25 protein-coding genes and 1 tRNA gene are annotated in these 26,881 nt (G+C 64.1%); 12 read left to right on the top strand and 14 right to left on the bottom strand.

Annotated features, from left to right (window positions below; genetic code table 11):
* Positions 1-32: 32 nt before the first annotated feature.
* From KG104_RS02380 to KG104_RS02365, 4 genes are read right to left on the bottom strand one after another with little or no spacing between them, the layout of a single operon-like run.
* On the bottom strand, positions 33-3,065 hold the full coding sequence (locus KG104_RS02380; protein ID WP_207348490.1) for an alpha-mannosidase: 3,033 nt from the start codon (positions 3,063-3,065) through the stop codon (positions 33-35).
* Between the two features lie 7 nt (positions 3,066-3,072).
* Positions 3,073-3,912, bottom strand: coding sequence for a carbohydrate ABC transporter permease (locus KG104_RS02375; protein WP_104056019.1), 840 nt, complete (start codon positions 3,910-3,912; stop codon positions 3,073-3,075).
* Positions 3,913-3,914: 2 nt separating this feature from the next.
* Entirely contained in the window at positions 3,915-4,859 is a 945-nt protein-coding gene (locus KG104_RS02370) for a carbohydrate ABC transporter permease (protein ID WP_104056017.1), read from the bottom strand.
* A gap of 7 nt (positions 4,860-4,866) precedes the next feature.
* Complete coding sequence (locus KG104_RS02365; RefSeq protein WP_207348489.1) at positions 4,867-6,195, bottom strand: extracellular solute-binding protein; 1,329 nt, start codon at positions 6,193-6,195, stop codon at positions 4,867-4,869.
* Between the two features lie 119 nt (positions 6,196-6,314).
* On the opposite strand from KG104_RS02365, the gene KG104_RS02360 reads away from it, so the two are divergent.
* Positions 6,315-6,887, top strand: a complete 573-nt coding sequence (locus tag KG104_RS02360; protein WP_104056013.1) for a dihydrofolate reductase family protein — start codon at positions 6,315-6,317, stop codon at positions 6,885-6,887.
* 12 nt (positions 6,888-6,899) lie between these two features.
* Here the strand turns inward: KG104_RS02360 and KG104_RS02355 are convergent, their stop codons facing one another.
* Complete coding sequence (locus KG104_RS02355; protein WP_207348488.1) at positions 6,900-7,319, bottom strand: hypothetical protein; 420 nt, start codon at positions 7,317-7,319, stop codon at positions 6,900-6,902.
* 137 nt (positions 7,320-7,456) lie between these two features.
* Between KG104_RS02355 and KG104_RS02350 the strand changes: the two genes are divergently transcribed.
* On the top strand, positions 7,457-7,936 hold the full coding sequence (locus KG104_RS02350) for a hypothetical protein (RefSeq protein ID WP_104056009.1): 480 nt from the start codon (positions 7,457-7,459) through the stop codon (positions 7,934-7,936).
* On the opposite strand, the gene KG104_RS02345 is transcribed toward KG104_RS02350, so the two are convergent.
* The 4 genes from KG104_RS02345 to KG104_RS02330 all read right to left on the bottom strand — a co-directional run bounded on the left by KG104_RS02345 (position 7,933) and on the right by KG104_RS02330 (position 12,156).
* Positions 7,933-9,012, bottom strand: a complete 1,080-nt coding sequence (locus tag KG104_RS02345) for a PLP-dependent cysteine synthase family protein (protein ID WP_207348487.1) — start codon at positions 9,010-9,012, stop codon at positions 7,933-7,935. The two genes, KG104_RS02350 and KG104_RS02345, sit on opposite strands and share 4 nt — an antisense overlap.
* Before the next feature lie 5 nt (positions 9,013-9,017).
* Positions 9,018-9,959 carry an RNA polymerase sigma factor SigJ gene (gene sigJ / locus KG104_RS02340; protein ID WP_207348486.1) on the bottom strand — a complete coding sequence of 314 codons (942 nt, stop codon included), beginning with the start codon at positions 9,957-9,959 and terminating at the stop codon, positions 9,018-9,020.
* Positions 9,899-11,053, bottom strand: coding sequence for an NAD(P)/FAD-dependent oxidoreductase (locus KG104_RS02335; RefSeq protein ID WP_207348485.1), 1,155 nt, complete (start codon positions 11,051-11,053; stop codon positions 9,899-9,901). Before KG104_RS02335 ends, sigJ begins: the two co-directional genes overlap by 61 nt.
* Positions 11,054-11,199: 146 nt before the next feature.
* On the bottom strand, positions 11,200-12,156 hold the full coding sequence (locus KG104_RS02330) for a patatin-like phospholipase family protein (RefSeq protein ID WP_207348484.1): 957 nt from the start codon (positions 12,154-12,156) through the stop codon (positions 11,200-11,202).
* Between the two features lie 161 nt (positions 12,157-12,317).
* Between KG104_RS02330 and KG104_RS02325 the strand changes: the two genes are divergently transcribed.
* Positions 12,318-13,073, top strand: coding sequence for a dienelactone hydrolase family protein (locus KG104_RS02325; protein ID WP_237687276.1), 756 nt, complete (start codon positions 12,318-12,320; stop codon positions 13,071-13,073).
* An 8-nt stretch (positions 13,074-13,081) separates the two neighbouring features.
* Here the strand turns inward: KG104_RS02325 and KG104_RS02320 are convergent, their stop codons facing one another.
* Positions 13,082-13,309 (bottom strand): hexameric tyrosine-coordinated heme protein, encoded by a 228-nt coding sequence (locus KG104_RS02320; protein WP_104056000.1) that lies wholly within the window; start codon positions 13,307-13,309, stop codon positions 13,082-13,084.
* Between the two features lie 256 nt (positions 13,310-13,565).
* Positions 13,566-14,573: a type I glyceraldehyde-3-phosphate dehydrogenase gene (gap, locus tag KG104_RS02315; protein ID WP_207348483.1), complete on the bottom strand. Its 1,008-nt coding sequence runs from the start codon at positions 14,571-14,573 to the stop codon at positions 13,566-13,568.
* Positions 14,574-14,671: 98 nt separating this feature from the next.
* Here gap and KG104_RS02310 point away from each other — a divergent pair, with 98 nt between their 5' ends.
* Positions 14,672-15,880, top strand: a complete 1,209-nt coding sequence (locus KG104_RS02310; RefSeq protein ID WP_207348482.1) for an ROK family transcriptional regulator — start codon at positions 14,672-14,674, stop codon at positions 15,878-15,880.
* Between the two features lie 193 nt (positions 15,881-16,073).
* On the opposite strand, the gene KG104_RS02305 is transcribed toward KG104_RS02310, so the two are convergent.
* A complete protein-coding gene (locus KG104_RS02305) occupies positions 16,074-16,670 on the bottom strand; it encodes a TetR-like C-terminal domain-containing protein (protein WP_207348481.1) in 597 nt (198 codons plus the stop codon).
* Positions 16,671-16,797: 127 nt separating this feature from the next.
* Here KG104_RS02305 and KG104_RS02300 point away from each other — a divergent pair, with 127 nt between their 5' ends.
* The 3 genes from KG104_RS02300 to KG104_RS02290 all read left to right on the top strand — a co-directional run bounded on the left by KG104_RS02300 (position 16,798) and on the right by KG104_RS02290 (position 18,742).
* On the top strand, positions 16,798-17,775 hold the full coding sequence (locus KG104_RS02300) for a DUF5692 family protein (protein WP_207348480.1): 978 nt from the start codon (positions 16,798-16,800) through the stop codon (positions 17,773-17,775).
* Positions 17,776-17,982: 207 nt separating this feature from the next.
* Complete coding sequence (locus tag KG104_RS02295; protein WP_207348479.1) at positions 17,983-18,123, top strand: hypothetical protein; 141 nt, start codon at positions 17,983-17,985, stop codon at positions 18,121-18,123.
* Between the two features lie 235 nt (positions 18,124-18,358).
* On the top strand, positions 18,359-18,742 hold the full coding sequence (locus KG104_RS02290) for a hypothetical protein (protein WP_207348478.1): 384 nt from the start codon (positions 18,359-18,361) through the stop codon (positions 18,740-18,742).
* Positions 18,743-18,816: 74 nt separating this feature from the next.
* On the opposite strand, the gene KG104_RS02285 is transcribed toward KG104_RS02290, so the two are convergent.
* Together KG104_RS02285 and KG104_RS02280 are read right to left on the bottom strand one after the other, a co-directional pair.
* Positions 18,817-18,893 (bottom strand) — tRNA-Thr (locus KG104_RS02285).
* Between the two features lie 152 nt (positions 18,894-19,045).
* Positions 19,046-19,918: a DsbA family protein gene (locus KG104_RS02280; RefSeq protein ID WP_104055989.1), complete on the bottom strand. Its 873-nt coding sequence runs from the start codon at positions 19,916-19,918 to the stop codon at positions 19,046-19,048.
* A gap of 168 nt (positions 19,919-20,086) precedes the next feature.
* Here KG104_RS02280 and KG104_RS02275 point away from each other — a divergent pair, with 168 nt between their 5' ends.
* The 5 genes from KG104_RS02275 (at position 20,087) to KG104_RS02255 (ending at position 26,871) form a co-directional block, all read left to right on the top strand.
* A complete protein-coding gene (locus KG104_RS02275; RefSeq protein ID WP_207348477.1) occupies positions 20,087-21,550 on the top strand; it encodes an alpha,alpha-trehalose-phosphate synthase (UDP-forming) in 1,464 nt (487 codons plus the stop codon).
* Positions 21,547-22,323: a trehalose-phosphatase gene (otsB, locus tag KG104_RS02270; RefSeq protein WP_307859011.1), complete on the top strand. Its 777-nt coding sequence runs from the start codon at positions 21,547-21,549 to the stop codon at positions 22,321-22,323. Before KG104_RS02275 ends, otsB begins: the two co-directional genes overlap by 4 nt.
* A 130-nt stretch (positions 22,324-22,453) precedes the next feature.
* Positions 22,454-23,545, top strand: coding sequence for an ABC transporter ATP-binding protein (locus KG104_RS02265; protein WP_104055983.1), 1,092 nt, complete (start codon positions 22,454-22,456; stop codon positions 23,543-23,545).
* 119 nt (positions 23,546-23,664) lie between these two features.
* Complete coding sequence (locus KG104_RS02260) at positions 23,665-25,020, top strand: DUF4032 domain-containing protein (protein ID WP_104055981.1); 1,356 nt, start codon at positions 23,665-23,667, stop codon at positions 25,018-25,020.
* A 135-nt stretch (positions 25,021-25,155) separates the two neighbouring features.
* Positions 25,156-26,871, top strand: a complete 1,716-nt coding sequence (locus KG104_RS02255) for a glycoside hydrolase family 13 protein (protein WP_207348476.1) — start codon at positions 25,156-25,158, stop codon at positions 26,869-26,871.
* The last annotated feature ends 10 nt before the right edge of the window (positions 26,872-26,881 follow it).

Genomic DNA, 26,881 nt, shown 5'->3' with positions numbered 1-26,881 from the left:
ACGGCTGCGGCACAGGTGTTTCGCTACCCTCCTTATCCGCGCCGGAACCTCAGGGTGACGATTTCAAACGGCCGAAGCATCAGCGTTACCGGTTCCCCTGCTCCGGTCCGGCCAGTGAGCGGTGACCCGGGAGCCAGCGGACGCTCCAGCAGATCCGCAGCAGCAACGGTGTCATAGGCAAACCCCACGCGGACCACCGCACCGGCACGGCCGCCGTGCGCCTCATACAGCCGCACGATGACGTCTCCGCTGCGGTCTTCGGAAAGCTTGACCGCTTCCACCACCACTGCAGGGTTGTCCACGGCAACAACCGGGTCCGTCCGCGTCCGTGAGACCCCGCGGATCCCGCGGAGCGGAAGATTCAGGCGGTACCCCTCGGCGAGCGCGTCCGCAATGCTTGCGGCCGGCCGCAGGGAAAAACGGAAACTGTGCCGGCCCTGATCGGCCGAGGGATCCGGGAACAGCGGTGCCCGAAGCAGGGAAAGCCGGACCGTGGTGCAGCTCTTGCTGCCCACCAGGTCACGGAAGGTGTCATGGCCGTAGGTGGAATCATTAGCCACCGCCACCCCGTAGCCGGGCTCCCCCACATGAATCCACCGGTGTGCCACTGTTTCGAAACGTGCCGCGTCCCAGGAAGTGTTGGCGTGTGTAGGGCGGTACACATGGCCAAATTGGATTTCCGAAGCCGCCTGGGCTGCGTGCACGTCCAGTGGGAAGGCAAGTTTGAGCAGCTTCTGCTGTTCATGCCAGTCCACCTCCACCTCCAGATCCACGGCTGTGCCGTCGGGACTGAGGGAGATCCGCTGGATGACCGCCGAGTTCCCGAAGGACCGCGTGATTCGAAGCGTACGGCCCCCGCTTACCTCCTCGATCTCCATGGCATCGGGCTGCATCAAATCCGTGGTGCTGTATTTGTAATGGGCATCCAGGTCCCAGGCATCCCACTGGTTGGGCGTGTCCCGGAAGAGCTGGAACAGGTTCCCCGGCCGCCCGGGCAGGAAGGCATCGCGGCCGCCGGGAAGGTCCGTAAGGGAACGGAACAGCCCCTCCCGGTCCACGACGAGACGCAGCCGGTCGCTGCCGATAGTCCAGCCCTCTGCGGAACGCTGCCAGGTCCACGGGGCCGGTTCCGGCACCGGTCCTGCGCCGCCGGCAGGCACCCGGGCTTGGGAAAACGGGCCGGCATTGAGCACTGCCGCCGAGTCGCCGTCGCCCAGCAGCCCCCGCGCCGAGCCCTCGATCAGGGCCTCCAGCCCGGCCGACACCAGTGCATAGTTCCGCTCGGCCTCCTGATGGACCCAGGCAATGGAGGAGCCGGGCAGAATGTCGTGGAACTGCTGCAGCAGGACGGTCTGCCATGCCTCTTCCAAAGCGTCGTAGGGATAGTCCGCGCCGGTTGCCAAGAAGGCAGCTGTTGCCCACAGCTCTGCCTCGCGCAGCAGATGCTCGCTGCGGCGGTTGCCCTTCTTGGTGTTGGCCTGGCTGGTGTAGGTGCCGCGGTGGAACTCCAGATACAGCTCTCCGGACCAGACGGCCGGCTCCGCCAGCTCGGCCTGGGCCACGGCAAAAAAGTGCACCGGGCTGGACAGTTTTACGGTGGGTGATCCTTCCAGCGAGGCGGTTCGGCGGGCAGCAGCCAGCATCTCCCGCGTTGGCCCGCCGCCGCCGTCGCCCCAGCCAAACGGGACCAGGGAAGTATTCGCAAACCCCTTTTCCTTGTACTGCCGCTGGGCTCGGGCCAGTTCCCGCCCGGACAGTTCGGAATTGTAGGTGTCCACCGGCGGGAAATGGGTGAACAGCGTGGATCCGTCAATGCCCTCCCAGCGGAAGGTGCTGTGCGGCACCACGTTGGTCTCATTCCAGGAGATCTTCTGGGTCAGGAACCAGCGGCAGCCGGCCGCCTTGGCGATCTGTGGAAGTGCCGCCGAGTATCCGAAGGAGTCCGGCAGCCACACCACTTCTGATTCCACCCCGAAGTTCTCCAGGAAAAATCTTTTCCCGGCCAGGAACTGGCGGGCCAGCGCCTCGCCTCCGGGCATATTGGTGTCTGCCTCGACCCACATTCCTCCGACGGGCACAAAACGTCCTTCGGCCGCCTTTTCCGCCACCCGGGAGAACAGGTCCGGGTAGTACTGCTTGAGCCACGCGTACTGCTGTGCGGAGGACGCCGTGAAAACGAACTCAGGATCCTGTTCCATCAGGTCCAGCACATTTGCGAAGGTGCGTGCGACCTTGCGCACCGTCTCCCGCACCGGCCACAGCCAGGCGCTGTCGATGTGGGCGTGCCCGACGGCGTGGATGCGGTGTGCGCTGGCGTTGGCGGGTGTGGACAGCACTTGGGCCAGCTCCGCCCTGGCTGCCGTTGCGGTTCCGGCCACATCCGACGGGTCGACGGCGGTGACCGCCCGTTCCATGGCCCGGAGGATGTCATATCGCCGGGGAAGGTCCATCGGCAGTTCATGCATCAGGCCGTTGAGGGTCCAGAAATCCTGCGCCAGGTTCCAGGCCTCGACGTCCAGCAGGGCGGCGTCCGCCCCGCGGAAAACATACAGCGGGTTCCCGCCCGCGGTCGCCGGATCGCCCAACGGTGTTGGCGCGTAGGTGAAGCCGGAAATGATGTTCGGATTGGATGCCGCTTCCACGTAGAACTCGAAGGGCTCACCCGGCAGCTGCCGCAGCGGTACGTACAGGTTCCGCGGCTCCACCGCCTTCACAATCTCCCCGGACGGCGTGTACACCAGTGCTTCCGCCTCAAATCCGGGGCCGTTGCCGCTGAAGCCCAGGTCGATGAGCAGTTCCGGCCGGCCTGCTCCGGGGCCCCGCCATTCCAGCGGAACCGTACCGGAGATGCGGAACCAGGTGGTTCCCCAAGGGGCGCCCCACGCCTGACCGGCTGCAAAGGGCAGAAAGTCCTGGCTGATTGCCTGGGCAAAAGGAACCGGCTCCCCCGGTGCTTCCCAAACTGCCAGCTCCGCCGGCCTCCGGTCCCGCCACAGGCTTCCGGGCAGCCGTTCCCGGAGGAACCTGTTGATACGTGCTTCCACCAGTTCACGGTTGTCGTGCACGTGGCACCTACCCTTTCATTGCCCCGCTGAGCGCAAAGGAACCGCCCATGGCACGGGAGAGGATGTAGAGGACAATCACCGGCAGGGAATAGAGGATGGAAAAGGCTGCGAGTTCCCCGTATGCCACCCCGCCGTACTCGTCGAAGAAACGGAAAATGCTCACAGAGGCAGGCTGTTTGTCCGCGGCGAACAGCAGGATGAAGGGAACAAAGAAGTTTCCCCATCCCTCCAGGAACACAAAGATGAACACCACGGCGAGACCCGGACGCATCAGCGGAAGCACCACGTAGTACAGGGCCTTCATTGAGGAGGCGCCGTCAATCCAGGCCGCTTCCTCCAAGCTGATGGGCACGGAGTCCATAAAGTTCTTGGTCATCCAGATGGCGATGGGCAGGAATGTGGCTCCCATGAACAGAATGGTCCCGCCCAGGGAATCGAGCAGGTTCAACTGTACAAAGAGGCTGTACACCGGAACCATGATGGCGGTGATGGGCAGGCAGGTGCCGAAGAGGACGGTGTACATAAAGGGTCGCTTGAAACGCATCTGATAGCGCGACAGCGGATAAGCAGCCAGCACCGCGGCCACCACGGTGACCGTGGCGGATCCGACCGCCAGGATGAAGCTGTTCAGCAGCGGAATGAAGGTTTGCTGGGCGTTCATGATGGCGCTGAAGTTACCCAGGGTGAGCACCGGGGCGGTGAGCTCATACGTAGCGTCGGCGTTGACGGAGGCGGTCAGCAGCCAGGCCAGCGGCAGGAGGAAACACGCGGCCAGCAACAGCAGCACTGCGTTGGAGATCTTCGCACCGGAGCTCTTGCGGGCGGAGGAAACCGAAACGATCGCCATGTCTACTCCTTCCGTTCGCGCAGCATGCGGATGTAGGCAATGGAGAAAACGGCACCAATCAGGAGCATGACCACCGCGATGGCCGTGCCGTAACCGATGTCCCCGTACTGGAAGGCCTGCTCATAGGCCATGATCGGAAGTGTGGTGCTCGCATTGAGCGGTCCTCCCTGGGTGACAACGTAAATCAAGGTGAAGGTACCCAGGGTCAGGAGAGTAATCAGCATGAGGTTTGTCGCGATGCTGCGTTTGATCATGGGAAGAGTGATGAACCGCAGGCGGGCAAGCCCTCCGGCACCGTCAATAGTGGCTGACTCCGTAATGTCCGGTGGGACGTCGTTCAGGGCTGCCTGGTAGTTCATCATCGAAAAAGCGGTCCCCCGCCAGATGTTGGCCAGGATCAGCGCCGCCATGGGGTACTCGTACAACCAGTCCACGGCAGGGATCCCCAGCAGCCCGGTCATCTGGTTCAGCATGCCGTCCCGAAAAAAGAATGCATACGCAATGAAGGCCGCAACAATCTCGGGCAAAACCCAAGCCGCCACCACACAGGAACCCACGAAACCGGCAACGGCCTTATTGGCCCGCTGCATGACAAGAGCAAGGGCCAGGCCCAAGCAGTTCTGTCCGATAACGGCCGAGGCGAACACAAACAGGAAAGTGAGCCACAGCGAGCGCGGAAACAACGGGTCCGTGAAAAGGGTCCGGTAGTTTTCGAACCCGATCCACTCCGGATTCTTTGCGCTGGCACCGGTCAGACCGGCGTCCGTAAAGGAACCGTAGAAGGCCCAGAGGATGGGGCCGCCCAGAAAAACCAGCAGCAGGGCCACCGCGGGCAGCAGGGGCAGCAGTCTGCCGAGCTGTCGGCGCGCTGAAGGCGGCCGGGCCCGGCGGGCATCCGGCCGGCCGCTCACGGGGCGGGAGCGGCCGGCCAGAGACGTACTGGACATGCCCGAGCTACTTCTCAACCACGAATTCGTCACCGACTATCTTGGTCAGTGTCTCGTCATAGGCGGCCGCCGCCTCTTCCGGAGATTTGCCGCCGGCCACCACTTCCTGGGTGGCTGTGAGGACAGCGGCATCGATCTCGGCGAAATCGGACGTTGCCGGGCGGTAATTGCTGACGTCAAGCACCTCCGTGACCTCGGAGGCAAAGGGATTCATGTCCAGGTATTCCGGGGCCTCTGCGACGTCGGTCCGTACGGCAATCTTGGAACTGTCCACGGTGTACTCCAGGGAGTTCTCGTAGCTCAGGGCCATTTTTACGAAATCAGCGGCCAGCTCCGGCTCTTCTGTTCCGGCCCCCACCGCCAGGGTCCACCCGCCGGACATGTTGACTGCACCGGGCTTCTGCCCGTTCTGGGTGGGAAACGGTGCCGTGGCCATAACCTCGCTGTACTCGGGCCATTCAAACTGTCCTCCCGGCTGCCAGAACTGCGGCGCATAGGAGCCCTCCACCGTGGCACCCATGCGGTCCTGCGGAAGCATCTCTCCCACGATGGGCTGCCAGATATTCGCATCCAGGGCCTGCGCCGGGGTGACCGCCAGCCCCTCGTCATAAATGGTCTTCAGAAACGCAAGGGAATCGATGAAGCCCTGGGACCCGGTGACCCATTTCTGCTCGTCAGCGTCATAGAGGGTTCCACCCTCAGTCCCGTAGAGGAGCTCATAGAAACTCTGCATGGTGCCGGCATACATGCTGAAGGGGATGACGTCGGGGTTGGAGTCCTTCACGGTGCGTGCCATGGTCAGGAGGTCATCCCAGCTTTCCGGCTGCCACGGAAGCTCAATACCCGCCGCACCCAATACATTCTTGTTGTACCAAATCACGCGGGTGTCCGTTTCCAGCGGGATCGCATAGGTGCCGCCGTCGTCGGCCAAGCCCGCCTGCTTGGCCGTTTCGTTGAAGCTGTCCCAGTCCTCCCAATCGGACAGATAATCGTCCAGCTGCAGCACATAGCCCGCGTCAACGTCAGCACGGAGCTTGAAGGAATCCTCCACAAAGACATCGGGAGCGGTGTCAGGTGAGCGCTGGGACAAGGCCAGTTTGGTGGCATAGTCCTCATCGTTTCCCTCAATGGGCGCCAGCTCAACCGTTACACCCTCGTTGGCCGCTTCAAACTCCTCTTTGACGTTCTCCATCAGGGCTACCAGAGGGGCCGCGTCGGCGTTCTTGTAAACGATCCTCAGGGTCTGCGAGCCGTCAGCTGTATCGTCTCCGGAGCAGCCGGTCAGCGCCAAACTTATTGCCGCGGCTGCAATCACGGTCTTGGTTATCCCTCGCATGGTTCTCCTTTGATCCACGGGTTCCACGGCGGACCCGGCCCGTGGTGCGCCCGACGCTAGTACACCGCCGGGCTTTCCTCAATCATTGACACATCGGCACCGGTGTCGGGAGGCACAGCATGGGACGTTTGGTGTACACCTGCATTACTTCGCTTGACGGCTACGTCGCTGATGAGGACGGGCAGTTCGACTGGAGCATGCCGGACGAAGAAGTTCATGCCTTCGTCAATGATTTGGAACGGAGGATCGGAACTCAGCTCTACGGACGAAAGCTGTACGAGGTGATGTCTGCGTGGGAGACCATGCCCGTAGCCGGGGAGCCGGCCGTGATTCAGGATTACGCCGGCATCTGGAAGGCTGCGGACAAGATCGTCTTTTCCCGCACGCTGCCCGCCATCAGCACCTCCAACACCCGGTTGGAGCGGACCTTCGACCCTGAGGCCCTACGCCGGCTCAAAGAAAGTGCCGACCGGGATCTCACAGTCGGCGGCCCCACCCTGGCGGCACAGGCGCTGCAGGCAGGGTTGGTGGACGAGCTGCACCAGCTGCTCTCCCCCGTCGTCGTCGGAGGCGGGAAGCCCTTCCTGCCGGACGGACTGCGGCTGGACCTTGAACTGCTCGACGAGCGCCGGTTCGGCAACGGGGTGGTGTTCCTGCGCTACGGCATCCGGCAGGCCGGCTTCACAGGTTAGGGATGCAGGGCGTCAGAAGCTGACGGCCGCCGTCATCTCATTGACGAATGCCTCGGTTTCAACGGCGTTCCGGAAACCGTAGGAGACCTCGCGCACCGCTTCCTCCCGGGAAGCCGGAACGTTGTGGTACTTGAGCGCTTCGAAGCTCCCGGCCTCCGTCACCGGCTCCACCAGCGAACGGTGCTTCAGATGGGAAAACTGGCGCAACGTCGGATCGATCCGCCATTGGGCCGTCTCAATCCAGAAGTGGTCCCCCATGCCTGAGCTACCGCTGGCCACGCGGATGTCCTCAATGCCCGCGCCCGCCATCAGCCAGGCCAGTGTAAAGGATGCCGGTGCACCCAGTCCGGACCCGTAGGGGATGTGGGCCTCAGCCACGGCCGCTGTCTGCTCCGCAAGTCGGGTGGCTTCCTGGTGGCTGAGTGTTCGCATGTTTCCATAATCCCAGCTGGAGGCGGGCAGAACCTATTTGGCTGTTCAGCCGCGCTCATGAAAGAGCTTTCCTCCTGCCGGACCTGCGGGAGCTGCGAGCTCTGCCTCAGGGCCCGCGGCGGTTGTACCGTTGAATTATGAGCGACCGCGACACCCACCGGCGGCACAGTTCCCATCCGACCGGCGCCATCCCTTCGATCCCCTCAGGAAAGAAGGCCGAGGCGCTGTGGCGAGCCATGCGGCAGGAACACGGCCTTTACACCATCTCCGAAGCCGCTGAACGGCTCGGATTCGGTTACGGACCCAACCTCCGGGCCGGACGGCTGACCGGCAAAGGGCGGGTCCTGGCAGTGCAGCGCGGTGGAACATTCCTGTATCCGGGTTTCCAGTTTGACGAACCCGGCGGCCGCACCGTCCCGGCGGTCAAGGACGTAGTCCGCATGGGGCGTTGGGCCGGCTGGAAGGACGAGCAGGTTGCCCTGTGGTTCTACAGCCCCAACCCTTCCCTGCAGGGCAAGCGCCCGGTTGACGTCCGTGACGATGAGGAAAAGCTGATAAGCACCGCTGAGAAGGACATGGGCGGCCAACCCGGCGCGAGCGCACCCCAGGCTTCTTAGGCGGGCCAGCGGCCGGCCTCAAACAGCTTCGTCAGCAAAGCCGCCGCGGGCGCCGGATCCAGTCCCCGGGAAGCGAGCCACTCGTCGTCGCCGTAGGAGGCGGCATACCGGTCCCCCGAATCACACATCAGCGAAACGATGCTCCCCGCCCGGCCTTCGGCCTCCATCTGCGCTCCCAGCTGCCACACTCCCCAGAGGTTGGTTCCGGTCGAGGGGCCGGCGTGGAGACCTGCTGTTTCCCGCAGGTGCCGCGCCGCGGCAACCGATGCGGCGTCCGGCACCTGGATCATGTGGTCAATGACCGCGGGCACGAAGCTGGGTTCCAGCCGCGGCCTGCCGATGCCTTCGATCCGGGACGGACCGCCGACGGCGGGAGCCCCCGGATTGTGCCAGGCAGGGAAGAACGCCGAGTTCTCCGGGTCCACGACGGCCAGCCGGGTTCCATGGCGGTGGTAGCGGATGTAGCGGCCGATCGTCGCACTGGTGCCCCCGGTTCCTGCGCCCACCACAATCCACTCGGGCACCGGGGAGTCCTCGAGTTTCAGCTGACCAAACATGGATTCGGCGATGTTGTTGTTGCCGCGCCAGTCGGTGGCACGTTCGGCGTAGGTGAACTGGTCCATGTAATGGCCGCCGGTGCTGCGGGCAATCTCTTCGGCAGCCGCATACACCTGCGACGGATCATCCACGAAGTGGCAGGTGCCCTTGTACTGCTCGATCAACGCGATTTTCTCAGCACTGGTGCTGCGCGGCATGACGGCCACAAACGGAAGGTCCAGCAGCTGGGCGAAGTAGGCTTCGGACACGGCGGTGGACCCGCTGGAGGCCTCCACGATGGGCATGCCCCGGGTGATCCAGCCGTTGACCAGTCCAAAGAGGAACAGTGACCTCGCGAGCCGGTGCTTGAGGCTTCCGGTGCGGTGGGTGGACTCGTCCTTGAGGTACACCTTCACTGACCAGCCCGCCGGAACAGGAATCTCAAACAGGTGGGTGTCGGCAGAGCGGTTGCTGTCGGCCTCGATGCGCCGGATGGCGTCTTCGGACCAGCGGCGGTTGGGAGTCGAGGAAATAGTCACCCGATTCAGCCTACAGGCGGCCCCTGCAGCTGCCCGAGTTTGTCCGGGTTCCGCATTGCGTAGATCTCCTGGACCTGTCCGTTCACCAGGCTTAGCTGGAACACGGTGGTGACGCTTCCGTCCTCCCGGAAGGCGACGGCGGGCAGCCCGTTCAGTTCCACGAACTCCGGCAGGACACCGGCCGCATACTTTGAGGCCAGCCCAAGCATCAGCCGCGCAACCTTCTCCGGTCCGGACACCGGCTTTAGTGCGGCGCTGGCTTTGCCTCCGCCGTCCGAACGCAGCACCACCTCCGGGGCCAGCACATCCAGCAGCGCCTGCAGCGATCCGGTCATGGTGGCTTCCAGGAAGCGTCCGACGGCGGCCCGGTGCTCGGCGGGATCGGGCTGGGTCTTCGGTGTGCCCCGCTCCACCCGCTCCCGTGCCCGGTGCACCAGTTGCCGGACAGCAGGCTGCCCGGACTCCAACGCCTCTGCAATTTCCGGATAACCAAACCCAAACACGTCATGCAGGATGAACCCCGCGCGTTCCGGTCCGCTCAGCGTCTGCAGGACCACCAGCATGGCGGTGGAAACTTCGGCTGCGGTCAGGGCAGCGGTTTCCGGAGTGGCGGGGCCGTCTGCGCCGGCGCCGGTGCGGAGCGGCTCGGGGAGCCACTCCCCCGGATAGTCCTCACGCCGCCGGGCTGCGGAGCGGACGGTGTTCAGCGCCTGCCGGGTGGCGATCCGCGCCAGATAGGCCCGGGGGTTGCGTACCGGATCGGGGACCGTCCGCCACCGGAGATAGGTTTCCTGGACAACGTCCTCGGCATCCGCCACGGTCCCGAGGACGTCATAGGCGATGGTGAACACCATGCCGCGGTGGGCGAGGAAATCGGCGTCGCGGCTCACCGTCCGGCCGGCGCCTGAGTCTGCTCCGCCGTCGTCATCCGCAGACCTTTGGGCCATGTGTATGCTCCGCTCCGTTTGATTTCGCTGCGGATCCAGCGCAGCGTCATCCGGCAGATAATCTCCTTCTGGACCGCCGCCAACCTGCCGTGCAGGTGAACGCGGACCGGGGTGTCATCCGCCCGGACAAACTGGACCAGCCCGTCGCTGCGGCCCAGACTAACGCACTGGCCGCCGAAACCGCTGTCATGCCGGATGCCGGGTGCCCCATCCATTCCGCGCAGGATGTTTCCCGCCGCGTCAGCACCCATGGGCATCGCCGCCGCGCAGCTCATCCGCAGGTAGGCGTACTCCGGGCTGGCAATCACGGCGGCGTCACCGGCCCCGTAAATCCGTTCCTCCCCGGGCACCTGCAGATTCGGGTCCAGCAGCAGACGGCCTTCCTGATCAACCGGCAGCCCACTGGCCGAGGCGAGATCCGGAACTCCAAAACCCGTGCACCAGAGCACGACGTCGGCCTGAAGCCGCAGATGCGGATCACCGGACCCGGATACCCGCACGCCGGACTGCAGTTTCACTGCTGTGCGGCGAAGGCTCCGTTCCAGACCACGGCGGGCGGCCGCTGTCACCTGTGGGAGGGGATTACCGTCCGTGTGCAGGCGCACGTGCAGGTCTCCTCGGTGGGCGGCAATTTCCGCCGCCGTTTCGACGGCGGTCAACCCGGCGCCAACCACCGCAACCCGGCCGCCCGGGGCCAGCGCCTCGAGTGCCGTGCGGGTGTCTTCGGCTCCCTCCAGCTGTTGGACGGTGAGCGCACCTTCCGGAACCTTCAGGGCCCCTGATCCCACTGCGTAGACCAAATAGTCGTAGTTCAGCAGCCGGCCGCCGGCTAGCCGCACACACCGGCCGGCAGCATCGATGCGCACCGCCGTGTCCCGCACCCGTCGGATGGCCGGATGCAGCACGGATTCAAAGGAGGCGGTGGCATCACTGCGGACTCCGGCGGCATACTCATGCAGCCGGATCCGCTCCACGAAGCGCTCTCCCGGGCTTACCAGCACGACGTCGAGTCCGGGCCGTGCTGCGGCGGCGAGCCGATTGGCTGCCATGACTCCCGCGTATCCGCCGCCCAGGACAACTGCTGTGGTTCCCATGTCCTTCTCCTGTCCCTGAAACCTGCCGCTCCGGCTCGCGGCCGGCTCACACATAGGACACCGGACGGGCCGGATTTGTGACAGCCCGCATTTGTGACAGCAGGGAGGCCCGCACCGGGGCCAGCGAGATCGGGAGCAGCGCCGGGTTACCTGCCCTGCAGCAGTTCCGCCAGCCGCTCCAGCTCGGAGGAAGTCTCCAGAACCATCTTCTCGGCGGTAGCCAGCAGTCCCAGGATGTTTTTGGGGCTCGCGTCGTCGGAAGCGTGATGCGTGCCTGGAAGGAGGCTGGTCTGGATCCGGACGTAGTCCTCGCCCAGAAGCTGGCGCAGGCTCTCACGGACCAGCTGTCCCGGCCCTTCGTAGACCATGGAAAAGTCCCGTTCCATCCCCTGCACGTCTGCGGTGCTGCTGGTTTGTTCCGAGCTCAGCAGCAGGCCCGAGGAGGTTTGGCTGGTTCCGGTGCCCAGCGAAACCAACAACACGCCGTCGTCGGCCCCAGCCAGGGACCGGCCCAGCGTGTAGGCCACCAGTGCCGGATCATCAGCGGCCAGCCCGCCGTCCACCAGCTCGCGCGCCTGCCCGCCGGGGTCTGTGAAGGTGACGGGCGGGAAAAACCGCGGCAGCGATGCCGTGGCCCGAGCAGCAACCGCCATGTCGGCATCACCGAGCTGTGACTGGTCCAATCCCCCGCCCGCGAAGTGCAGAGCCTGTGTATGGACGAGATCGCACGTCACGACGCCCACTGGCCGGTAAGCCTCGGAGAGTTTGGTGTGACCCATGACCTTATGCAGAAACTCCTGCAGCGGTGCGGCGGAATAGGCCGCCGTGCCGGGTGCGGCCTTGGGGCGGGCTGCGGTATGGCGGGGGAAGATCTTCTTGACGCTGCCCAGATCCAGATGCCGGAGGTCGGCTGCACTGTACGGAGCCCCGCCGTCGCGGGGGCAGGCCAGGGCCAGGGCAATCATGCCCCCGACGGAGGTGCCCACTATGAGGTCAAAGAGGTCCGCAGTCCGCTGCCCCGATCGCCTTTCCAAGTGGGTGAGCCAGATGACCGGAATGATCCCGCGGACCCCGCCGCCGTCGATCGAGAGAATGCGCAGCATGGGGGCTCCTGAGGGGTGCGGGGTAAGTGCCAACGTGCGGTTAAGCCTTCTCCCGAGGGTGATCAGGGTCAAGGTCCACGCACGTTGGCGCTGTGCGAAAAGGTTTCTTGCTCTCACAGCATCCCTAGCCCGGCGTGCCTTCCCTGTGGCAGGGTGTCGGCATGGGCGAAATGATTGAAATGGGCACAGGTTCCTCCGCGGTTCACTCCTACGTTTCCCGGCCGGAGGGAGATATTCGGGGCGGCGTTATTGTCATTCACGAGGCGTGGGGACTGGTTGGCCAGATCCGCAGCGTGGCGGACCGGTTTGCCGAACAGGGATACCTTGCGGTTGCCCCCGATCTGCTGGGCGAGAACGGCATCACTGATGACGTGGCCACGGAACTCGGTGAGCAACTCTTCAATCCGGATCCGGAGCAGCGGCACGCGGCACAGCCGAAGCTGCGGGCTCTGATGTCGCCGTTCCGCAGTCCGGACTTTTCAGCCCAGGCCTCGGCACGGGTTTCCTCCTGCTTTGAGTATCTGGAGTCCTCCCCCGGCGTCCACGGACAAATCGGCGTCGTTGGCTTCTGCATGGGCGGAACCTTCGCGCTCTCCCTCGCCGTCCAGGAGCCGCGCCTGAAGGCCTGCGTGTCCTTCTACGGCCGGGCCGATTATTCCGTCGCCGAGCTGGCCGCCATCCGCTGCCCGGTCCTGGCGTTTTACGGCGATCAGGACACCGACCTTGTGGAAACGCTCCCCGATTTGGGTGCAGCCATGACCGAGGCAGGCATCGACTTCACCGCGGATGTCTATCCGGGCACCGGCCATGCGTTCTTCAATGACACCAACCGGTTTGCTTACGACTCGGACGCCGCCGACGACGCCTGGGCCCGCACGCTGGAATTCCTCGCCCAATCGCTGAGCCAGGACCGTTAGGCCTGTAGTCAGCGCCAGTAATTGTTGGCGGCCGCAATGGTGGCGAACTCAATGGCCACCACATGACCAGCGGCAATCAGGCCGTCAGGGTTGTTCATATAGGCGTCGCGGATAATTTTCTGCACGTGGTCATCGGGCTGAATGGCGAAAGAGGTCTGCATTGCCAGACCGAGGGCAAGCCGTCTCCCGTCTTCGGGGCTTGCGCAGATAAGGGTGTTGTTGGGAACGAGTTCCATGGTGTCCGTCCTGTCGAGTTAGACAGTGGCCCGCCCCGCACCACTGGTGCTTCCGGTTTATGCAGCTATCCGACTCATTGTCCGCGGTTGGTCCCGGGGCGAACAAGGGCAGCGCACGCAGGCCCGCGTGCCATTGCTGAGGTTGAAGGGCCAACGGCGTTAAACGCACGACGGCGCCGCCCGGACCCTGAAAGCGGTCCGGCGCGGCGCCGTCGTGCGTTGTTCTGTGCTGATCTCCCGAAGGAAGCGGCCAGCTTTAGAGCTTGGAAGCAACCAGTCCGGTCAGATCGACCAGGCGGTTGGAGTAGCCCCACTCGTTGTCGTACCAGCCGACGATCTTGACCTGGTTGCCCATAACGCGGGTCAGACCGGAGTCGAAGATGCAGGAGGACGGATCGCCCACGATATCGGAGGAAACAATCGGATCCTCGGTGTAGGTGAGGATGCCGGTCCAGCGCGGATCCTGTGCGGCCTTGGCGTAGGCGGCGTTGATCTCTTCGACCGTGGCTTCCTTTTCCAGCGTGACGGTCAGATCCGTGACCGAGCCGGTGGGAACGGGAACGCGGATGGCGAAGCCGTCCAGCTTGCCCTTGAGCTCCGGCAGGACCAGGCCGATGGCCTTAGCAGCACCCGTGGAGGTGGGCACCATGTTCAGGGCTGCGGCGCGTGCACGGCGCAGGTCCTTGTGCGGGCCGTCCTGCAGGTTCTGGTCTGCAGTGTAGGCGTGAACCGTGGTCATGAGGCCCTTTTCGATGCCGAAGGCGTCGTTGAGGACCTTGGCCAGCGGGCCCAGGCAGTTGGTGGTGCAGGATGCGTTGGAGATGACGTCGTGGTTCTCGGCATCGTAGTCTGCGTCGTTGACGCCCATGACCACGGTGAACGCATCGCCCTTGGCGGGTGCGGAGACCAGGACCTTCTTGGCGCCGGCGGTGATGTGCTTTCGGGCGTCATCGGCGTTGGTGAAGAAGCCGGTGGACTCGATGACGATGTCAACGCCGAGTTCGCCCCAGGGCAGGTTGGCGGGATCGCGCTCGGCCAGGACCTTGATGGTGTGACCGCCAACCACGAGGTTGCCCTCCTCGACGGAGACCTTTTCGCTCAGGCGTCCGGCAACGGAGTCGTACTTCAGCAGGTGCGCCAGCTGGGCGGGATCGCCGAGGTCGTTGACTGCAACAACCTCAAAGCCTTCGCCGTGCTCCAGTGCTGCCCGCAGGAAATTGCGGCCAATGCGACCAAAACCATTAATTCCGACACGTACCGTCATGGGGCCTCCTCAGGCTCGATCAGGATTAGATTTAGACACTAAATTTATTACCTTCTACAATTATGCTGTTATTACCGCCACACGTCAAAAGGCATCCCATGGACCCCTCCGCAAATACCCCCCAGCTTCTGCGCCGCACCAACCTCCGGGCGGTGCTGGAAGTGCTGCGGTCAGCCTCGTCCGTGACGGGCACCGACCTGATCGAAGCCACCGGGCTGACGCGTGCCACGGTGATCGCCGTGTGTGATGACCTGGTCGCCCGCGGCTGGGCCCGGGAAGCTGATTCCCCGCGTGCGGAAGGACAAAAGGGGCGGCCTGCACGGCGCTTTGAGTTCAATGAAAATGCCGGCTATGTCCTGGGGCTCGACGTCGGCATCGCAACTATCCGAGTCCTGGTTGCCGACCTCGCCGGAACCGTCGTCGGCGGTGCGGAGGCCCAATTCCCCCGCCACGGCGGTCAGCCGGATGCCCGGCGGCGGATATTGACGGACGCGGTGGACAAGGCGCTTGAGGACGCCGGCATCACCTCGGCAAAGGTGTTCTGCGTCGGGACGGGTGTTGCCGCACAGGTGGCCGGCGACGGCGTCGTCGTTCCCGGCCAGCCCATGGCACCCCTGTTTGACCTCGGCCTGCAGCGGGAATTCGGCGAGGTCCGGGGCTGGCCGATGCTGGTGGAGAATGATGCCAAGCTGGCGGCGCTTGCCGAACGGTGGCGCGGTGTTGGCGCGGGTGAAAAAAACCTCGCGGTGATCCTCGCCGGCGAGCGCCTGGGCAGCGGAATTATCGACGCCGGCAGGCTGCTGCACGGCGCCCGCGGCGGAACGGGTGCGATGGGCGGGCTGGAACTTGTCCAGGGCGTCGGCAACGAGGACGGCATCGCGAAACTGGCCCGCCTCTGGGGCAGTGCCGCCCTCAAAGACGGGCACGACGGGCGGATCCGGGACCTCGTGGGGCCGAAAACCAACCGCGCGTCGGCCCGCTACGTTTTCGAGGCAGCAGCCGACGGCGATCCGGTGGCACAGGAAATCCTGGACCGTATCGCCCGGCGCATGGCCCGGGTGCTGGCCCTTGTTTCGTCCTTCTTCGACCCGCGCCTGATCGTCATCGGCGGCGCCGTGGCAGCATCGGCCGAGGCATTGCTGCCTGCCATGACCCGGGAACTTGCCGGCTATGTGGCGGAGCCGCCGCGGCTGGCCGTCTCCAACATGGGCAAACTGCTGGTACCAACCGGTGCCCTGCGCCTGGCCCTGGACTATGTGGAGGAGCACCTGCTGGAACTGGTGCCGCAGGTCCGCCGTCCCGGCTGAACTGCTGGATGAGCAACACCGCTGCCGGAGCAACCCGTGATCTGCGTGATCAGCCCCCAGGACCATCCGGCGGCCGGCCCAGGTCGCTGGCAACGGGTTCAGCCCTTCAAGCGGCTGCAGCCAGCTCACGGGTCAGCCGCGCGGCTGAGGCTGTGGTGAAGTGGTCCCACAAATAGACATCAGATGACGTTTATTAGTTTCCTGGAGCTGCCCTGGCGTCGAGCCGGCGGACGGACTCCCGCACGGCGCCGTGCAGCATGATTTCCAGGTCCCCCACCACCTTGTACGGGTGGTCGACCATGCCGTCCGCGACCCATCGCAGGACCACGGCGAGCACGGCCGAGGTGTAAAAGTCGACCACCAGGACCCGGTCCTGCGGGCGCGCCGGTCCGCCGCCGTCCTGGTCCATCACGGCCTCGGTGATCGGTCGCATCTGCCGAAACAGGAAACGTTCGAGCCCGGGCTGGCCCACCCCGTTGAGGACACCGAGCGTCGACGAGCGGTTATCGCGCATGTACAGCATCAACCGCACAAGTCCGTCAGCCCATCCCACCTCAGCCGCAAAAGCGCGGACCCGGCGGGCAACCTCGGTCTCGAACACCCAGACCGCGAGATCCCGCACATCGGTGAAGTGGTAGTAGAACGCCTGCCGCGTCAGTCCGCAGTCGCGTGTTAGTTCCGTGACCGTCACTTTGTCCAGTGGCTCGGTGTTCAGCCGGGCCTTGAGCGCGGCAGCCAAAGCCGCTCGCGCACTCGCGTGACGCTGCGCGTCGGTGCCCTCATCGGTCATGCCTGACGGTAGCACCGGGCGCTTTTGGACACATCGCAACAGGTGTCTAATGACCGCGCGGGGCGGCCTTTTTTACTTTGGAATCAGACGGCACGCATGCGGCGGGCCAATAAGGAGAGGTCCCTAGATGTTCTTGTACGAATCGATTCCCTGGTATTCCTGGGCGATGTTCGGCGTCGTCCTGGTTGCCCTCATTGCGCTTAACGAAGTGACGCGGCGCTGGAAGTGGGCCGGTCTGGCCTTCTTCGTGGCGCTGCCCGTCCTCCTGACCGTGTTCGTGTGGCCCACGACGGCCGGAGAAGGGTCGTCCACAGGAACGTGGTTCCACTGGGTGAAGGTGTACTCGGCACTCCTCGGGTGCCTGGGCTTCATGCTCATCCGGTATGTCCCGCGCCTGGCGAAGAACCGCTGGATGCTGATGTTCCCTGCACTGATCCTTGCGATCAACATCGCCGAGGCGGTCATCCGAGACGTTGAGGTGGCGGGCCTGCAGGGCATGCACGACGGCGTTTTCATGGTCGGCGGTCCGTGGAACTACATGAACGCCATCGCCGGCATCCTGAACCTGCTCACCATCTGCGGCTGGACGGGCATCATCGTCTCCCGCGACAAGTCGAAGGACATGATCTGGCCCGACATGATGTGGTTCTGGATCATCGCGTACGACCTGTGGAACTTCGCCTACGTTTACAACTGCGTCGGTGACCACTCGTTCTACGCCGGTGCGGCACTGCTCATCTCCTGCACCATCCCCGCGTTCTTCCTCAAGAAGGGTGCATGGCTGCAGCACCGCGCCCACACCCTGGCATTGTGGATGATGTTCACGATGGCGGTCCCCACATTCGTGAGCACGTCGCCGTTCGCCGTCGAGTCCTCGCACAACCCGACCGCGCTGTTCGTCGTGTCGGCCATCTCGCTGGCGGCCAACATCGCCGTCGCGGTCTACCAGGTGTTCACCATCGTCAAACGGCACCGCAACCCGCTGCGCGACGAGCTGTACACCCACCTGCCTCAGTACCAGGAGGTGCGCGACGCCAACCTCCCCGGCGAGTCCCCGGCTGCCCTGCCCGGGTCCCCGGGAACGGGCCGGCCGGTCACCGTCTAACCCCGCCGGCCGCCGCTCACTGCGATAAAGAAAACTCCTCCTGCTCAGGTGCTATGCCTGAGCAGGAGGAGTTTTTTGTGGGCCCCCTGCCGGATTCGAACCGGCGACCCACTTCCGTTTACGTTCTGGGTACAGCTGAACGTGGGCTACGGTGTGCGTACATGACCTGCTCCGAATAGCTAATGGCTCGACGGAAGGACAAATGAAATGGGTGTTATCGCAGGCTGGACATTGACCGTGTTCCTCATGATTCTCCTGATTGCCGCGGTGATCTTCGGGATCGTCTACGTCGCACGCAAAGGTGTGCCGCATCGCGCTGTCAGGCGCACAGCCCGCCGCAAGGAATGATGTGACGCTCTGCCCCGTTTCGGCCGGGGCTTGTCATGCCCGGTTTAGCGGCTGCCCATAAAACAATTCACCTAGAACTCGATGGCGGAGCCGTACCAAAGCAGGTGCCTGTTCATCGCCACGGTTCCGGCTCCCATCGGCCTGGTCTACAGTGACGATGACTGCCGATAGGTTGAAATCCGGCAGGTGGGTTGACAGCCTGAAGTTTACCGCCAGAGGAGCAGGAGTCAGCATCATGGAGGCAACACCGTTGATCATCATCGCCATTCTGGGACTGTGCCTAGGCGTGCTCTTGGCAACGGTCCGGATCCCGGAAATCCGGTGGGTTCCGTTTCTTAGCCTGATCCTGCTGACTATCGGAGCCGTGCTTGCCATCCAAAGAATCTGGGAAGTCACCATCCTCGGCGGATTGGTCCTGCTGCTCGGCACCCTGCTCGGTTCCTTCTTCTACTCCGGCAAGCTCTGGCAGCGGCTCGACCTTGAGCCGGGGGTTTCGTACCTGCAATGGGCCCAGCGGGACCTCCTGCATCAGGGTTACCTGCGCGGCCTGTACCGCACAGAGCGAGCCGAACCCCTGGCACCGGCTGATTCAGAAGCATCACGCCAGCCCCTGTTGTAAGCGTGTCGTGAGCCTTCGAATGCCATAGAAAAACCCCTCCCGATCAGCGTTATGCCTGATCAGGAGGGGTTTCGTGGAGCCCCCTGCCGGATTCGAACCGGCGACCCCCTGTTTACAAGACAGGTGCTCTGGCCAGCTGAGCTAAGGGGGCGGCGCCGGCCTAAGCCGGCTAACCGCCGTCGTCGTGCTTCAAAAGCCAAACACGGCAACTGCGCTAGTCAAGGTTAGCCCAGAGCGCCCGTTCCCGCGAAACCAGGAGGCGGTTCCGCACGAAACGGACGCACCGGGGGAAACCGGAACAGGTTACTTGGTGGCCTCGATGGCAGCTTCAACAGCGGCAGTGAAGTCATTGGGGTTGCTCTCCGCACCGTTGACATACACGGTGGGAGTTCCGCTGACGTAGTCCACGCGGGCCAGGCGGTCCGCATAGTTCACGAAGGCGCGGAAGCCGTCATTCTGGATGCAGTCGGACGCATCGCCGGCACCCACGGACTCGGCCATGTCAGCCAGCTCCGCGTTCTTGATCTCGCCGTTGTCGTAGTTGGCAAAGATGGCGCTCATGAAGTCCCAGTAGGACTCCGGGTTGGTGTCCGCCACGCAGGCTGCGGCATTGGCGCCGCGCGAGGAGTAATTCGTGGGTGATCCGCGGTCCAGGAACGCGACGGTGCGGTACTCAAAGGTGACCTCGCCGGCGTCGAGCCAGGTGGCGATCTGCGAGTTGTAGGCCTTCTCGAAGTCGGCACAGTGCACGCAGTTCACATCCACGTAAGCCACGATTGGCACCGGCTGGCCGGCTTCGGCTGCTTCAATGCCCGGGGGAACGGGTGCGTCTTCCTTGGCGTCGGACGGAGCCTCCGGCAGTGAGGCAACATCAACACTGAACGGCTCGGTGGGCTCCAGCGAGGTGGTGGACGTCACCGTAATGCCGCCGTATTCATTCGCGTTGGCCGGAGATTCTCCGGTCTGGGCGTCCGCTCCGTTGCCGCTGCGCACGGAATTGATCACGATCAGCGCCACGATGACGATGACCGCCACCACGGCAACCACCACGCCCCAGCGCACCAGGAGCTTGTTGCGCCGCTCCTTCTTCTTCTGGGCTTCACGCAGGGCACGCGCCTGTTCGCGCGCAGCAGCCGTGCGATCGGCCTTGCTGGGCTTGGGGTTCCGCTCAGTCATAGTTCCTCATGTCTCTCTCACGCCTGCCCGTTTGGGCATGCGGCCGGGCAGCAACAGTTTAGGCCACCGGGGGTGTCCGCCCTTACTTTCAACGGCCTGTACAGGCATAAAGTTTCCAGCCTTGGATAGAGTGGCCTAAATACATAAGCCAAACAAGGGGTGCATATCGTGAACGCTGCTGCCGCTGATTCCGCAGGACAGAATGCCACGGACGGGTATGGCGATTTCGATTTCATCGTAGTTTCCAACCGACTTCCGGTGGACCGGGTAAATACGGACGACGGCGAAAGCTGGCGGCGCTCCCCCGGCGGGCTCGTCACAGCGCTGGCCCCGGTGATGGCCAAGGCCGACGGCGCGTGGGTGGGCTGGCACGGAGCTGCCGACGAAGAGCTGGACGAGTTCGATCATGACAACATGCATCTGCTGCCGGTTCCGCTGAGCGCTTCCGAAGTGGAGCTGTATTACGAGGGCTTCTCCAACGCCACGCTGTGGCCGCTCTACCACGACGTCATTGCGCCGCCGGAGTTCCACCGCACCTGGTGGGATTCCTACCGGACCGTCAACCGCCGCTTCGCCGACGCCGCTGCCACCATGGCCGCCAAGGGGGCAACCGTGTGGGTCCAGGACTACCAGCTGCAGCTGGTGCCGCAGATGCTGCGCAGGGACCGTCCGGACCTGAAGATCGGCTTCTTCAACCACATCCCCTTCCCGCCGCTGGAGATTTTTGCCCAGCTGCCCTGGCGCCGCAACATCATTGAGGGCCTGCTCGGCGCGGATCTGATCGGCTTCCAGCGTCCCTCCGATGCCAGCAACTTCCTGCGCTGCGTGCGCCGCTTCGCCGGACACACGGTCCGCCAGCAGCAGGTGCACGTCACCAATGAGGACGGAGTGTCCTACGTTTCGCGGGCCGAGTCCTTCCCGATTTCCATTGACGTTGAACAGATCACCGAGCTGGCCAAGCGCGAGGACATCATCGAGCGGTCCAAGCAGATCCGCAAGGAACTCGGTGATCCCAAGACTGTCCTGCTGGGCGTGGACCGGCTGGACTACACCAAGGGCATCAGCCACCGGCTCAAGGCCTACGGGGAGCTCCTCCAGGACGGCAAGCTCAACGTGGAGGATGCTTCGCTGATCCAGGTCGCCAGCCCCAGCCGCGAGCGCGTGGAACAGTACCGGCTGCTGCGCGAAGAGGTGGAGGGCACAGTGGGCCGGATTAACGGCACCTATGACACCATGGGCAACACCGCCATCCGCTACCTGCACCACAGCTACCCGGTGGAGGAAATGGTGGCGCTGTACCTCGCCGCCGACGTCATGCTCGTCACCGCTCTGCGCGACGGCATGAACCTGGTGGCCAAGGAGTATGTGGCCGCCCGTATCAACAACACCGGTGCGCTGGTGCTGAGCGAGTTCGCCGGCGCCGCTGACCAGCTGCGGCAGGCGGTACTGATGAATCCGCACGACATCGACGGGGTCAAGGAGTCCATCCTGACGGCGATCAACATGCCGGAGCGCGAGGCCCAGCGCCGCATGCGCCTGATGCGCCGGCAGGTCCTGCAGAACGACGTCGAACGCTGGTCGAAGAACTTCCTCAGTGCCCTGCAGCAGGGAGAAAACGAGGCAGCACAGTGAACAACCTCCCCGAAGATCTGATGCAGGCGCTGGCACGGGTGGCGGACACGGAAACGCTGCTGGTGGCGCTGGACTTCGACGGTACTCTCGCGCCCCTGGTGGAGCACGCCGACGACGCCCGTCCGCTTCCGGCATCGGCTGCGGCAGTGGCCGGGCTGGGAGAACTGCCGGACACCTTTACCGCTTTGATCTCCGGACGCGCCCTGGACAGCCTGCGCCGGACCGCCTCCCCCGAGCCGGAAACCCTGCTGATTGGCAGCCACGGCGCAGAGGCCTGGACGGGACCCAACGCCGAACCGCTGCGTCTGACACCGGAGCAGGTTGCCTTGCTGGCGCGGGCACGCGAAGCGGTGGAAAGGGTGACCTCGTCCCATCCGGGCACCTGGCTGGAAGCAAAGCCGGCCGGCGTCGTGCTCCACACCCGCAGCGCACCGGATGATGTCGCCTCAGCCGCAACCGATGCAGCCCGGCGGGGACTTGGCGCACTGGACGGTGTCCAGCTCACGGACGGCAAGCGGGTCCTGGAAGCCTCCGTTGTCCATACCAACAAGGGGGAAGGAATCCGCGCCCTGCGCGAACTCACCGGTGCGACGGCGGTGCTGTTCGCCGGCGATGACGTCACCGACGAGCACGGCTTTGCAGCCCTGGAATCCGGGGACCTGGCCATCAAGATCGGCCCCGGGGACACCCGTGCCGCCTTCCGGGTGGGCTCCCCGGCTGCCTTCAGCTCGGTCCTGGCGCACCTGCTGGAACTTCGCCGCGCACACAAATGATCCGCCGCGGGACGGGTGTGGCATACTGACCCTGTGACCGCGGCCACAACCGCTGCCACCTGCTGTACAACTACATAAGCACTTCACAACGGATCGTCGGGCACGTACCTGCCCGTGAAGGAGAAATATCATGGCAACGGTAACGTTTGACCAGGCCACTCGCCTGTACCCGGGCACTGACAGGCCCGCAGTGGACAATCTCAGCCTGGAGATCGCCGACGGCGAATTCCTGGTGCTCGTTGGGCCTTCCGGCTGCGGCAAGTCAACCTCCCTGCGCATGCTCGCCGGACTCGAAGACGTCAACTCCGGCCGCATTCTTATCGGTGACCGCGACGTCACGGATGTCCCGCCCAAAGACCGTGACATTGCCATGGTTTTCCAGAACTACGCCCTCTATCCCCACATGTCCGTAGCGGACAACATGGGCTTTGCCCTGAAGATCGCAGGCATCGGCAAGGAAGAGCGGATGGAACGTGTCCGCGATGCCGCCAAGCTCCTGGACCTCGAGGACTACCTGGACCGCAAGCCAAAGGCACTCTCCGGCGGCCAGCGCCAGCGCGTCGCCATGGGTCGTGCCATTGTCCGTAACCCGCAGGTCTTCCTCATGGATGAACCGCTGTCCAACCTGGACGCCAAGCTGCGCGTACAGACCCGCACCCAGATCGCATCGCTGACCCGCCGCCTGGGCGTCACCACCGTTTACGTGACCCACGACCAGGTTGAGGCCATGACCATGGGTGACCGCGTGGCTGTGCTCAAGGACGGCATCCTGCAGCAGGTGGACACCCCGCGCAACCTGTACGACCACCCCAAGAATGTCTTTGTGGCCGGCTTCATCGGCTCCCCTGCCATGAACCTGCTGGAACTGCCCGTTGTGGACGGCGGTGTTGCCTTCGGCGGCGCCATCTACCCGGTCGCCAGCTCGGTTCTGGGCGCGGCCGCAGGCAACACCGTGACCGTCGGCGTCCGGCCTGAGGACCTGGAGATCGTTGACTCTTCCGGCTCCGGCCTGAAGGTGGAAGTTGACGTGGTGGAGGAGCTTGGCGCCGATGCTTACGTTTACGGGCACACCACCCTCGACGGAACTGACCGGGACATGGTGGTCCGTGTTGACGGCAGGCGTCCCCCGATGAAGGGCGACACCCTGTTCGTCCGCCCGCAGCAGGGCCATGTGCACCTGTTCGACACCAGCAATGGAGAGCGCCTGGCAGACCAGGCCTAGTTCCGCCGCCGAATATGCGGTGGCCCATGCGACTGTTCTAGACTCGTTTAAGGGGCCACCGCATTTTCTGTTTAACTACATCTCCGTTTCAGCAGAACGTTCGATGAAGGCGTGTGCTTATGTCCGAACCCGCAGGTGCCAAATGGCGCGATGAACCAACAGACTGGGAGCAGCAGGGCAAACTGCCCCGGATTCATCTCTCGGCCCCTCAAAAGGCACTCGCGTCCCTGAACATTACCGCTGCTTCGATGGACCCGGGGCTGCTGGACCTGCCGTGGCATTTGCCGCTCGAAGAGTGGCCCAAGGATAACCTTGCGGCACTGCCCCGAGGCATTTCCCGCCACGTCGTCCGCTTCGCGCGAATGAGTGACTCGCTGATCGCCATCAAGGAAACCAGCGAGCACGTGGCCCGGCAGGAATACCACATGCTGCGCAAGCTGCGCAGGCTCAATGTTCCGAGCGTTGAACCGGTGGCTGTCATCACCGGCCGCTACGATGTAGACGGCCAGGAACTGCAGCCCGTCCTCGTCACCAGGCACCTGCGCTTTTCCCTGCCGTACCGTGCCGTCTTCTCCCAGACGCTGCGCCAGGTCACCCTGACCCGCCTCATCGACGCCCAGGCCCTGCTGCTGGTCCGGCTTCATCTGGCAGGCTTCTACTGGGGTGATGTGTCATTGTCCAACACGCTGTTCCGACGAGATGCCGGAGCGTTTGCCGCCTACCTGGTGGATGCCGAGACCGGAGAGCTCTATCCGGAACTCTCCCGGGGCCAGCGCGAATACGACCTGGAGATTGCCAGGGTGAACATCGCCGGCGAATTGATGGACCTCGCAGAGGGCGGGCTGATCGAAGAAAGCGTCGATCCGCTCGCCACCAGCGAGCGCATCATGAACAGCTACCGGAACCTCTGGGCAGAACTCACGGAGAAGGAATCCTTCGAACTCGGCGAACGCTGGCGGGTCAATGCCCGCATCCGCCGCCTGAATGACCTGGGGTTCGACGTCGACGAACTCACCATCAACACCACCGCCGACGGCACCCAGGTCCAGCTCCAGCCCAAGGTGGTCGACGCCGGCCACCACCAGCGGCGCCTGCTGCGCCTGACCGGTCTGGATGCCCAGGAAAACCAGGCGCGCCGCCTGCTCAATGACATGGATTCCTACCGGGCTGACAACCATCCGGAGCTGGACGAGGAACTCAGTGCACATCTGTGGGTCACCCAGGTCTTCGAACCCATCGTAAAGTCCGTGCCCCGGGAACTTGGCAGCAAGCTGGAACAGGCCGAAGTGGTGCACGAGGTGCTTGAGCACCGGTGGTACATGTCGGAAAAGGAAAACCGCAACGTCCCCATGGCAGAGGCCGTGCAGTCCTATCTGGACACCGTGCTCCGCCACCGCCGGGACGAGGCAGCCATTTTGCTGTCAACTGACACCAGGACCATGAAAATACTTGAGGCCGGCGGCGCACCGGACTGACGTCGGGCGGCACCCGCGCGGCATCGTTGTTGCGGCCTGTGGCCCAGTTCATGGCAGCAGGCGCAGCTGTTGCGTTTAATAGTGTCGATGGAACTTATTAAAAACCTTCCCGAGACAGGAGGATCCTCCTCAGAGATGTCCGCATCAGCAGTTTTCCCTTCCCAGGGAGGTGCGCTGAGGACTGTTCCGGTCCATGACGGCCAGCCTGGCAGCGAGTGGTGGCGTTCCTCGGTGATCTACCAGATCTATCCACGGTCCTTCCGGGATCTGCGCGGTGACGGGGTTGGCGACCTGCCCGGCATTACCGCGGAAATCCCGGCCCTGGCTGAACTCGCGATCGATGCCATCTGGCTCTCACCCTTCTATCGGTCTCCACAGAAGGATGCCGGTTACGACGTCGCAGATTACTGCTCGGTGGACCCGATCTTCGGCACCATGGAGGATTTCGACGCCCTGGTGGCCAAAGCCGGCGAGTATGGCATACGGGTCATCGTGGATCTGGTACCCAACCACTGCTCCGACCAGCATCCCCTGTTCCAAGCAGCACTCGCCGCGGAGCCCGGGTCGCCGGAGCGCGACATGTTTATCTTCCGGGACGGAACCGGCGAGAACGGCGAAAATCCGCCCAACAACTGGCAGTCCCACTTTGGCGGACCAGCGTGGACCCGGATCGCCAACCCGGACGGAACCCCGGGCCAGTGGTATCTGCATCTCTTCGACACCTCCCAGCCGGACTTTAACTGGGACAATCCTGCGGTCAGGGAAGAGTTTGAGCGCATCCTGCGGTTCTGGCTAGATCGCGGCGTGGGCGGTTTCCGGGTGGATGTGGCGCATGCACTGATCAAGAAATCCGGGCTGCCTGACTGGGGCGGGAAGGCCGACGGCGCCTCCTCCGAAGGTTTCCCCGGATATGACACGCCCATGTTTGGCCAGCCGGGCATCCACGACATCTTTAGGTCCTGGCGGAAGCTCCTTGACGAGTACGACGGCGACCGTGTCCTGTGCGCCGAAGCCAACGTTGACCCGCTGGACCGGCTGACGGACTGGGTCCGCTCGGATGAAATGCAGCAGGCCTTCAACTTTGCGTATCTGACCCATCCGTGGAACCCCGAGAAGTTGCGGGAGATTATCGATTCCTCACTGCGGGCCTTCGACAAGGTAGGCGCTCCCACCACTTGGGTGCTGTCCAACCACGACGTCGTCCGGCATGTGTCCCGCTTCGGCCTGGAAGCCAATAATCTGCGCAGCGGTGACGGCATCGGGCCCAACGACGCCCAGCCGCACTATCAGCTGGGTGCGGCGCGGGCACGGGCTGCCACCATGCTGATGCTGGCATTGCCCGGCGGAGTGTATCTGTATCAGGGCGAGGAGCTCGGCCTCCCGGACCATACCTTGATGCCTGACGAGTTCCGGCAGGATCCCACTTATCACCGCACAGCAGGGGTTAGGGTGGGCCGCGACGGCAGCCGCGTGCCTCTGCCCTGGCGAGTACACGAACCGTCCTTCGGGTTCAGCTCCTCAGGACAAACCTGGCTGCCGCAGCCGGGCTACTGGGGCCGGCATTCACGGGACATCCAGCGCAGGGACCAGTTCTCGTCGCTGAACATGTACCGCACGGCACTGGAGATTCGCCGTGAGCTGGCGCTGGGCGCCGGGTCGCTCGCGTGGTGGCCGGAGCATGACGCCGAAGGCCTGGTGGCCTTCGTCAACGGAAACGTCCTGGTCGCCATGAACATGGGAGACAACCCAATCCAGCTGCCGGAGCTCCCGGTGCTTGCCATGAGTTCGGCTTCCGCTCTGGAAGGAACCAAAATCCGTCCGAACTGCACTGTGTGGCTTCGACTGGCCTAAGGTGTCGCAG

This window comes from Arthrobacter sunyaminii (genome assembly GCF_018866305.1).
GTDB classification, from domain to species: Bacteria; Actinomycetota; Actinomycetes; order Actinomycetales; family Micrococcaceae; genus Arthrobacter_B; species Arthrobacter_B sunyaminii.
This window is presented reverse-complemented; position numbering and strand designations above follow the sequence as displayed.

Excerpts from the sequence above, each read along its gene's own strand:
- KG104_RS02375 (WP_104056019.1), bottom strand. The coding sequence starts at position 3,912 with ATGGCGATCGTTTCGGTTTCCTCCGCCCGCAAGAGCTCCGGTGCGAAG.
- KG104_RS02370 (WP_104056017.1), bottom strand. The coding sequence starts at position 4,859 with ATGTCCAGTACGTCTCTGGCCGGCCGCTCCCGCCCCGTGAGCGGCCGG.
- KG104_RS02365 (WP_207348489.1), bottom strand. The coding sequence starts at position 6,195 with ATGCGAGGGATAACCAAGACCGTGATTGCAGCCGCGGCAATAAGTTTG.
- KG104_RS02360 (WP_104056013.1), top strand. The coding sequence starts at position 6,315 with ATGGGACGTTTGGTGTACACCTGCATTACTTCGCTTGACGGCTACGTC.
- KG104_RS02355 (WP_207348488.1), bottom strand. The coding sequence starts at position 7,319 with ATGCGAACACTCAGCCACCAGGAAGCCACCCGACTTGCGGAGCAGACA.
- KG104_RS02350 (WP_104056009.1), top strand. The coding sequence starts at position 7,457 with ATGAGCGACCGCGACACCCACCGGCGGCACAGTTCCCATCCGACCGGC.
- sigJ (WP_207348486.1), bottom strand. The coding sequence starts at position 9,959 with ATGGCCCAAAGGTCTGCGGATGACGACGGCGGAGCAGACTCAGGCGCC.
- KG104_RS02335 (WP_207348485.1), bottom strand. The coding sequence starts at position 11,053 with ATGGGAACCACAGCAGTTGTCCTGGGCGGCGGATACGCGGGAGTCATG.
- KG104_RS02330 (WP_207348484.1), bottom strand. The coding sequence starts at position 12,156 with ATGCTGCGCATTCTCTCGATCGACGGCGGCGGGGTCCGCGGGATCATT.
- KG104_RS02325 (WP_237687276.1), top strand. The coding sequence starts at position 12,318 with ATGGGCGAAATGATTGAAATGGGCACAGGTTCCTCCGCGGTTCACTCC.
- KG104_RS02320 (WP_104056000.1), bottom strand. The coding sequence starts at position 13,309 with ATGGAACTCGTTCCCAACAACACCCTTATCTGCGCAAGCCCCGAAGAC.
- gap (WP_207348483.1), bottom strand. The coding sequence starts at position 14,573 with ATGACGGTACGTGTCGGAATTAATGGTTTTGGTCGCATTGGCCGCAAT.
- KG104_RS02310 (WP_207348482.1), top strand. The coding sequence starts at position 14,672 with ATGGACCCCTCCGCAAATACCCCCCAGCTTCTGCGCCGCACCAACCTC.
- KG104_RS02305 (WP_207348481.1), bottom strand. The coding sequence starts at position 16,670 with ATGACCGATGAGGGCACCGACGCGCAGCGTCACGCGAGTGCGCGAGCG.
- KG104_RS02300 (WP_207348480.1), top strand. The coding sequence starts at position 16,798 with ATGTTCTTGTACGAATCGATTCCCTGGTATTCCTGGGCGATGTTCGGC.
- KG104_RS02295 (WP_207348479.1), top strand. The coding sequence starts at position 17,983 with ATGGGTGTTATCGCAGGCTGGACATTGACCGTGTTCCTCATGATTCTC.
- KG104_RS02290 (WP_207348478.1), top strand. The coding sequence starts at position 18,359 with ATGGAGGCAACACCGTTGATCATCATCGCCATTCTGGGACTGTGCCTA.
- KG104_RS02280 (WP_104055989.1), bottom strand. The coding sequence starts at position 19,918 with ATGACTGAGCGGAACCCCAAGCCCAGCAAGGCCGATCGCACGGCTGCT.
- KG104_RS02265 (WP_104055983.1), top strand. The coding sequence starts at position 22,454 with ATGGCAACGGTAACGTTTGACCAGGCCACTCGCCTGTACCCGGGCACT.
- KG104_RS02260 (WP_104055981.1), top strand. The coding sequence starts at position 23,665 with ATGTCCGAACCCGCAGGTGCCAAATGGCGCGATGAACCAACAGACTGG.
- KG104_RS02255 (WP_207348476.1), top strand. The coding sequence starts at position 25,156 with ATGTCCGCATCAGCAGTTTTCCCTTCCCAGGGAGGTGCGCTGAGGACT.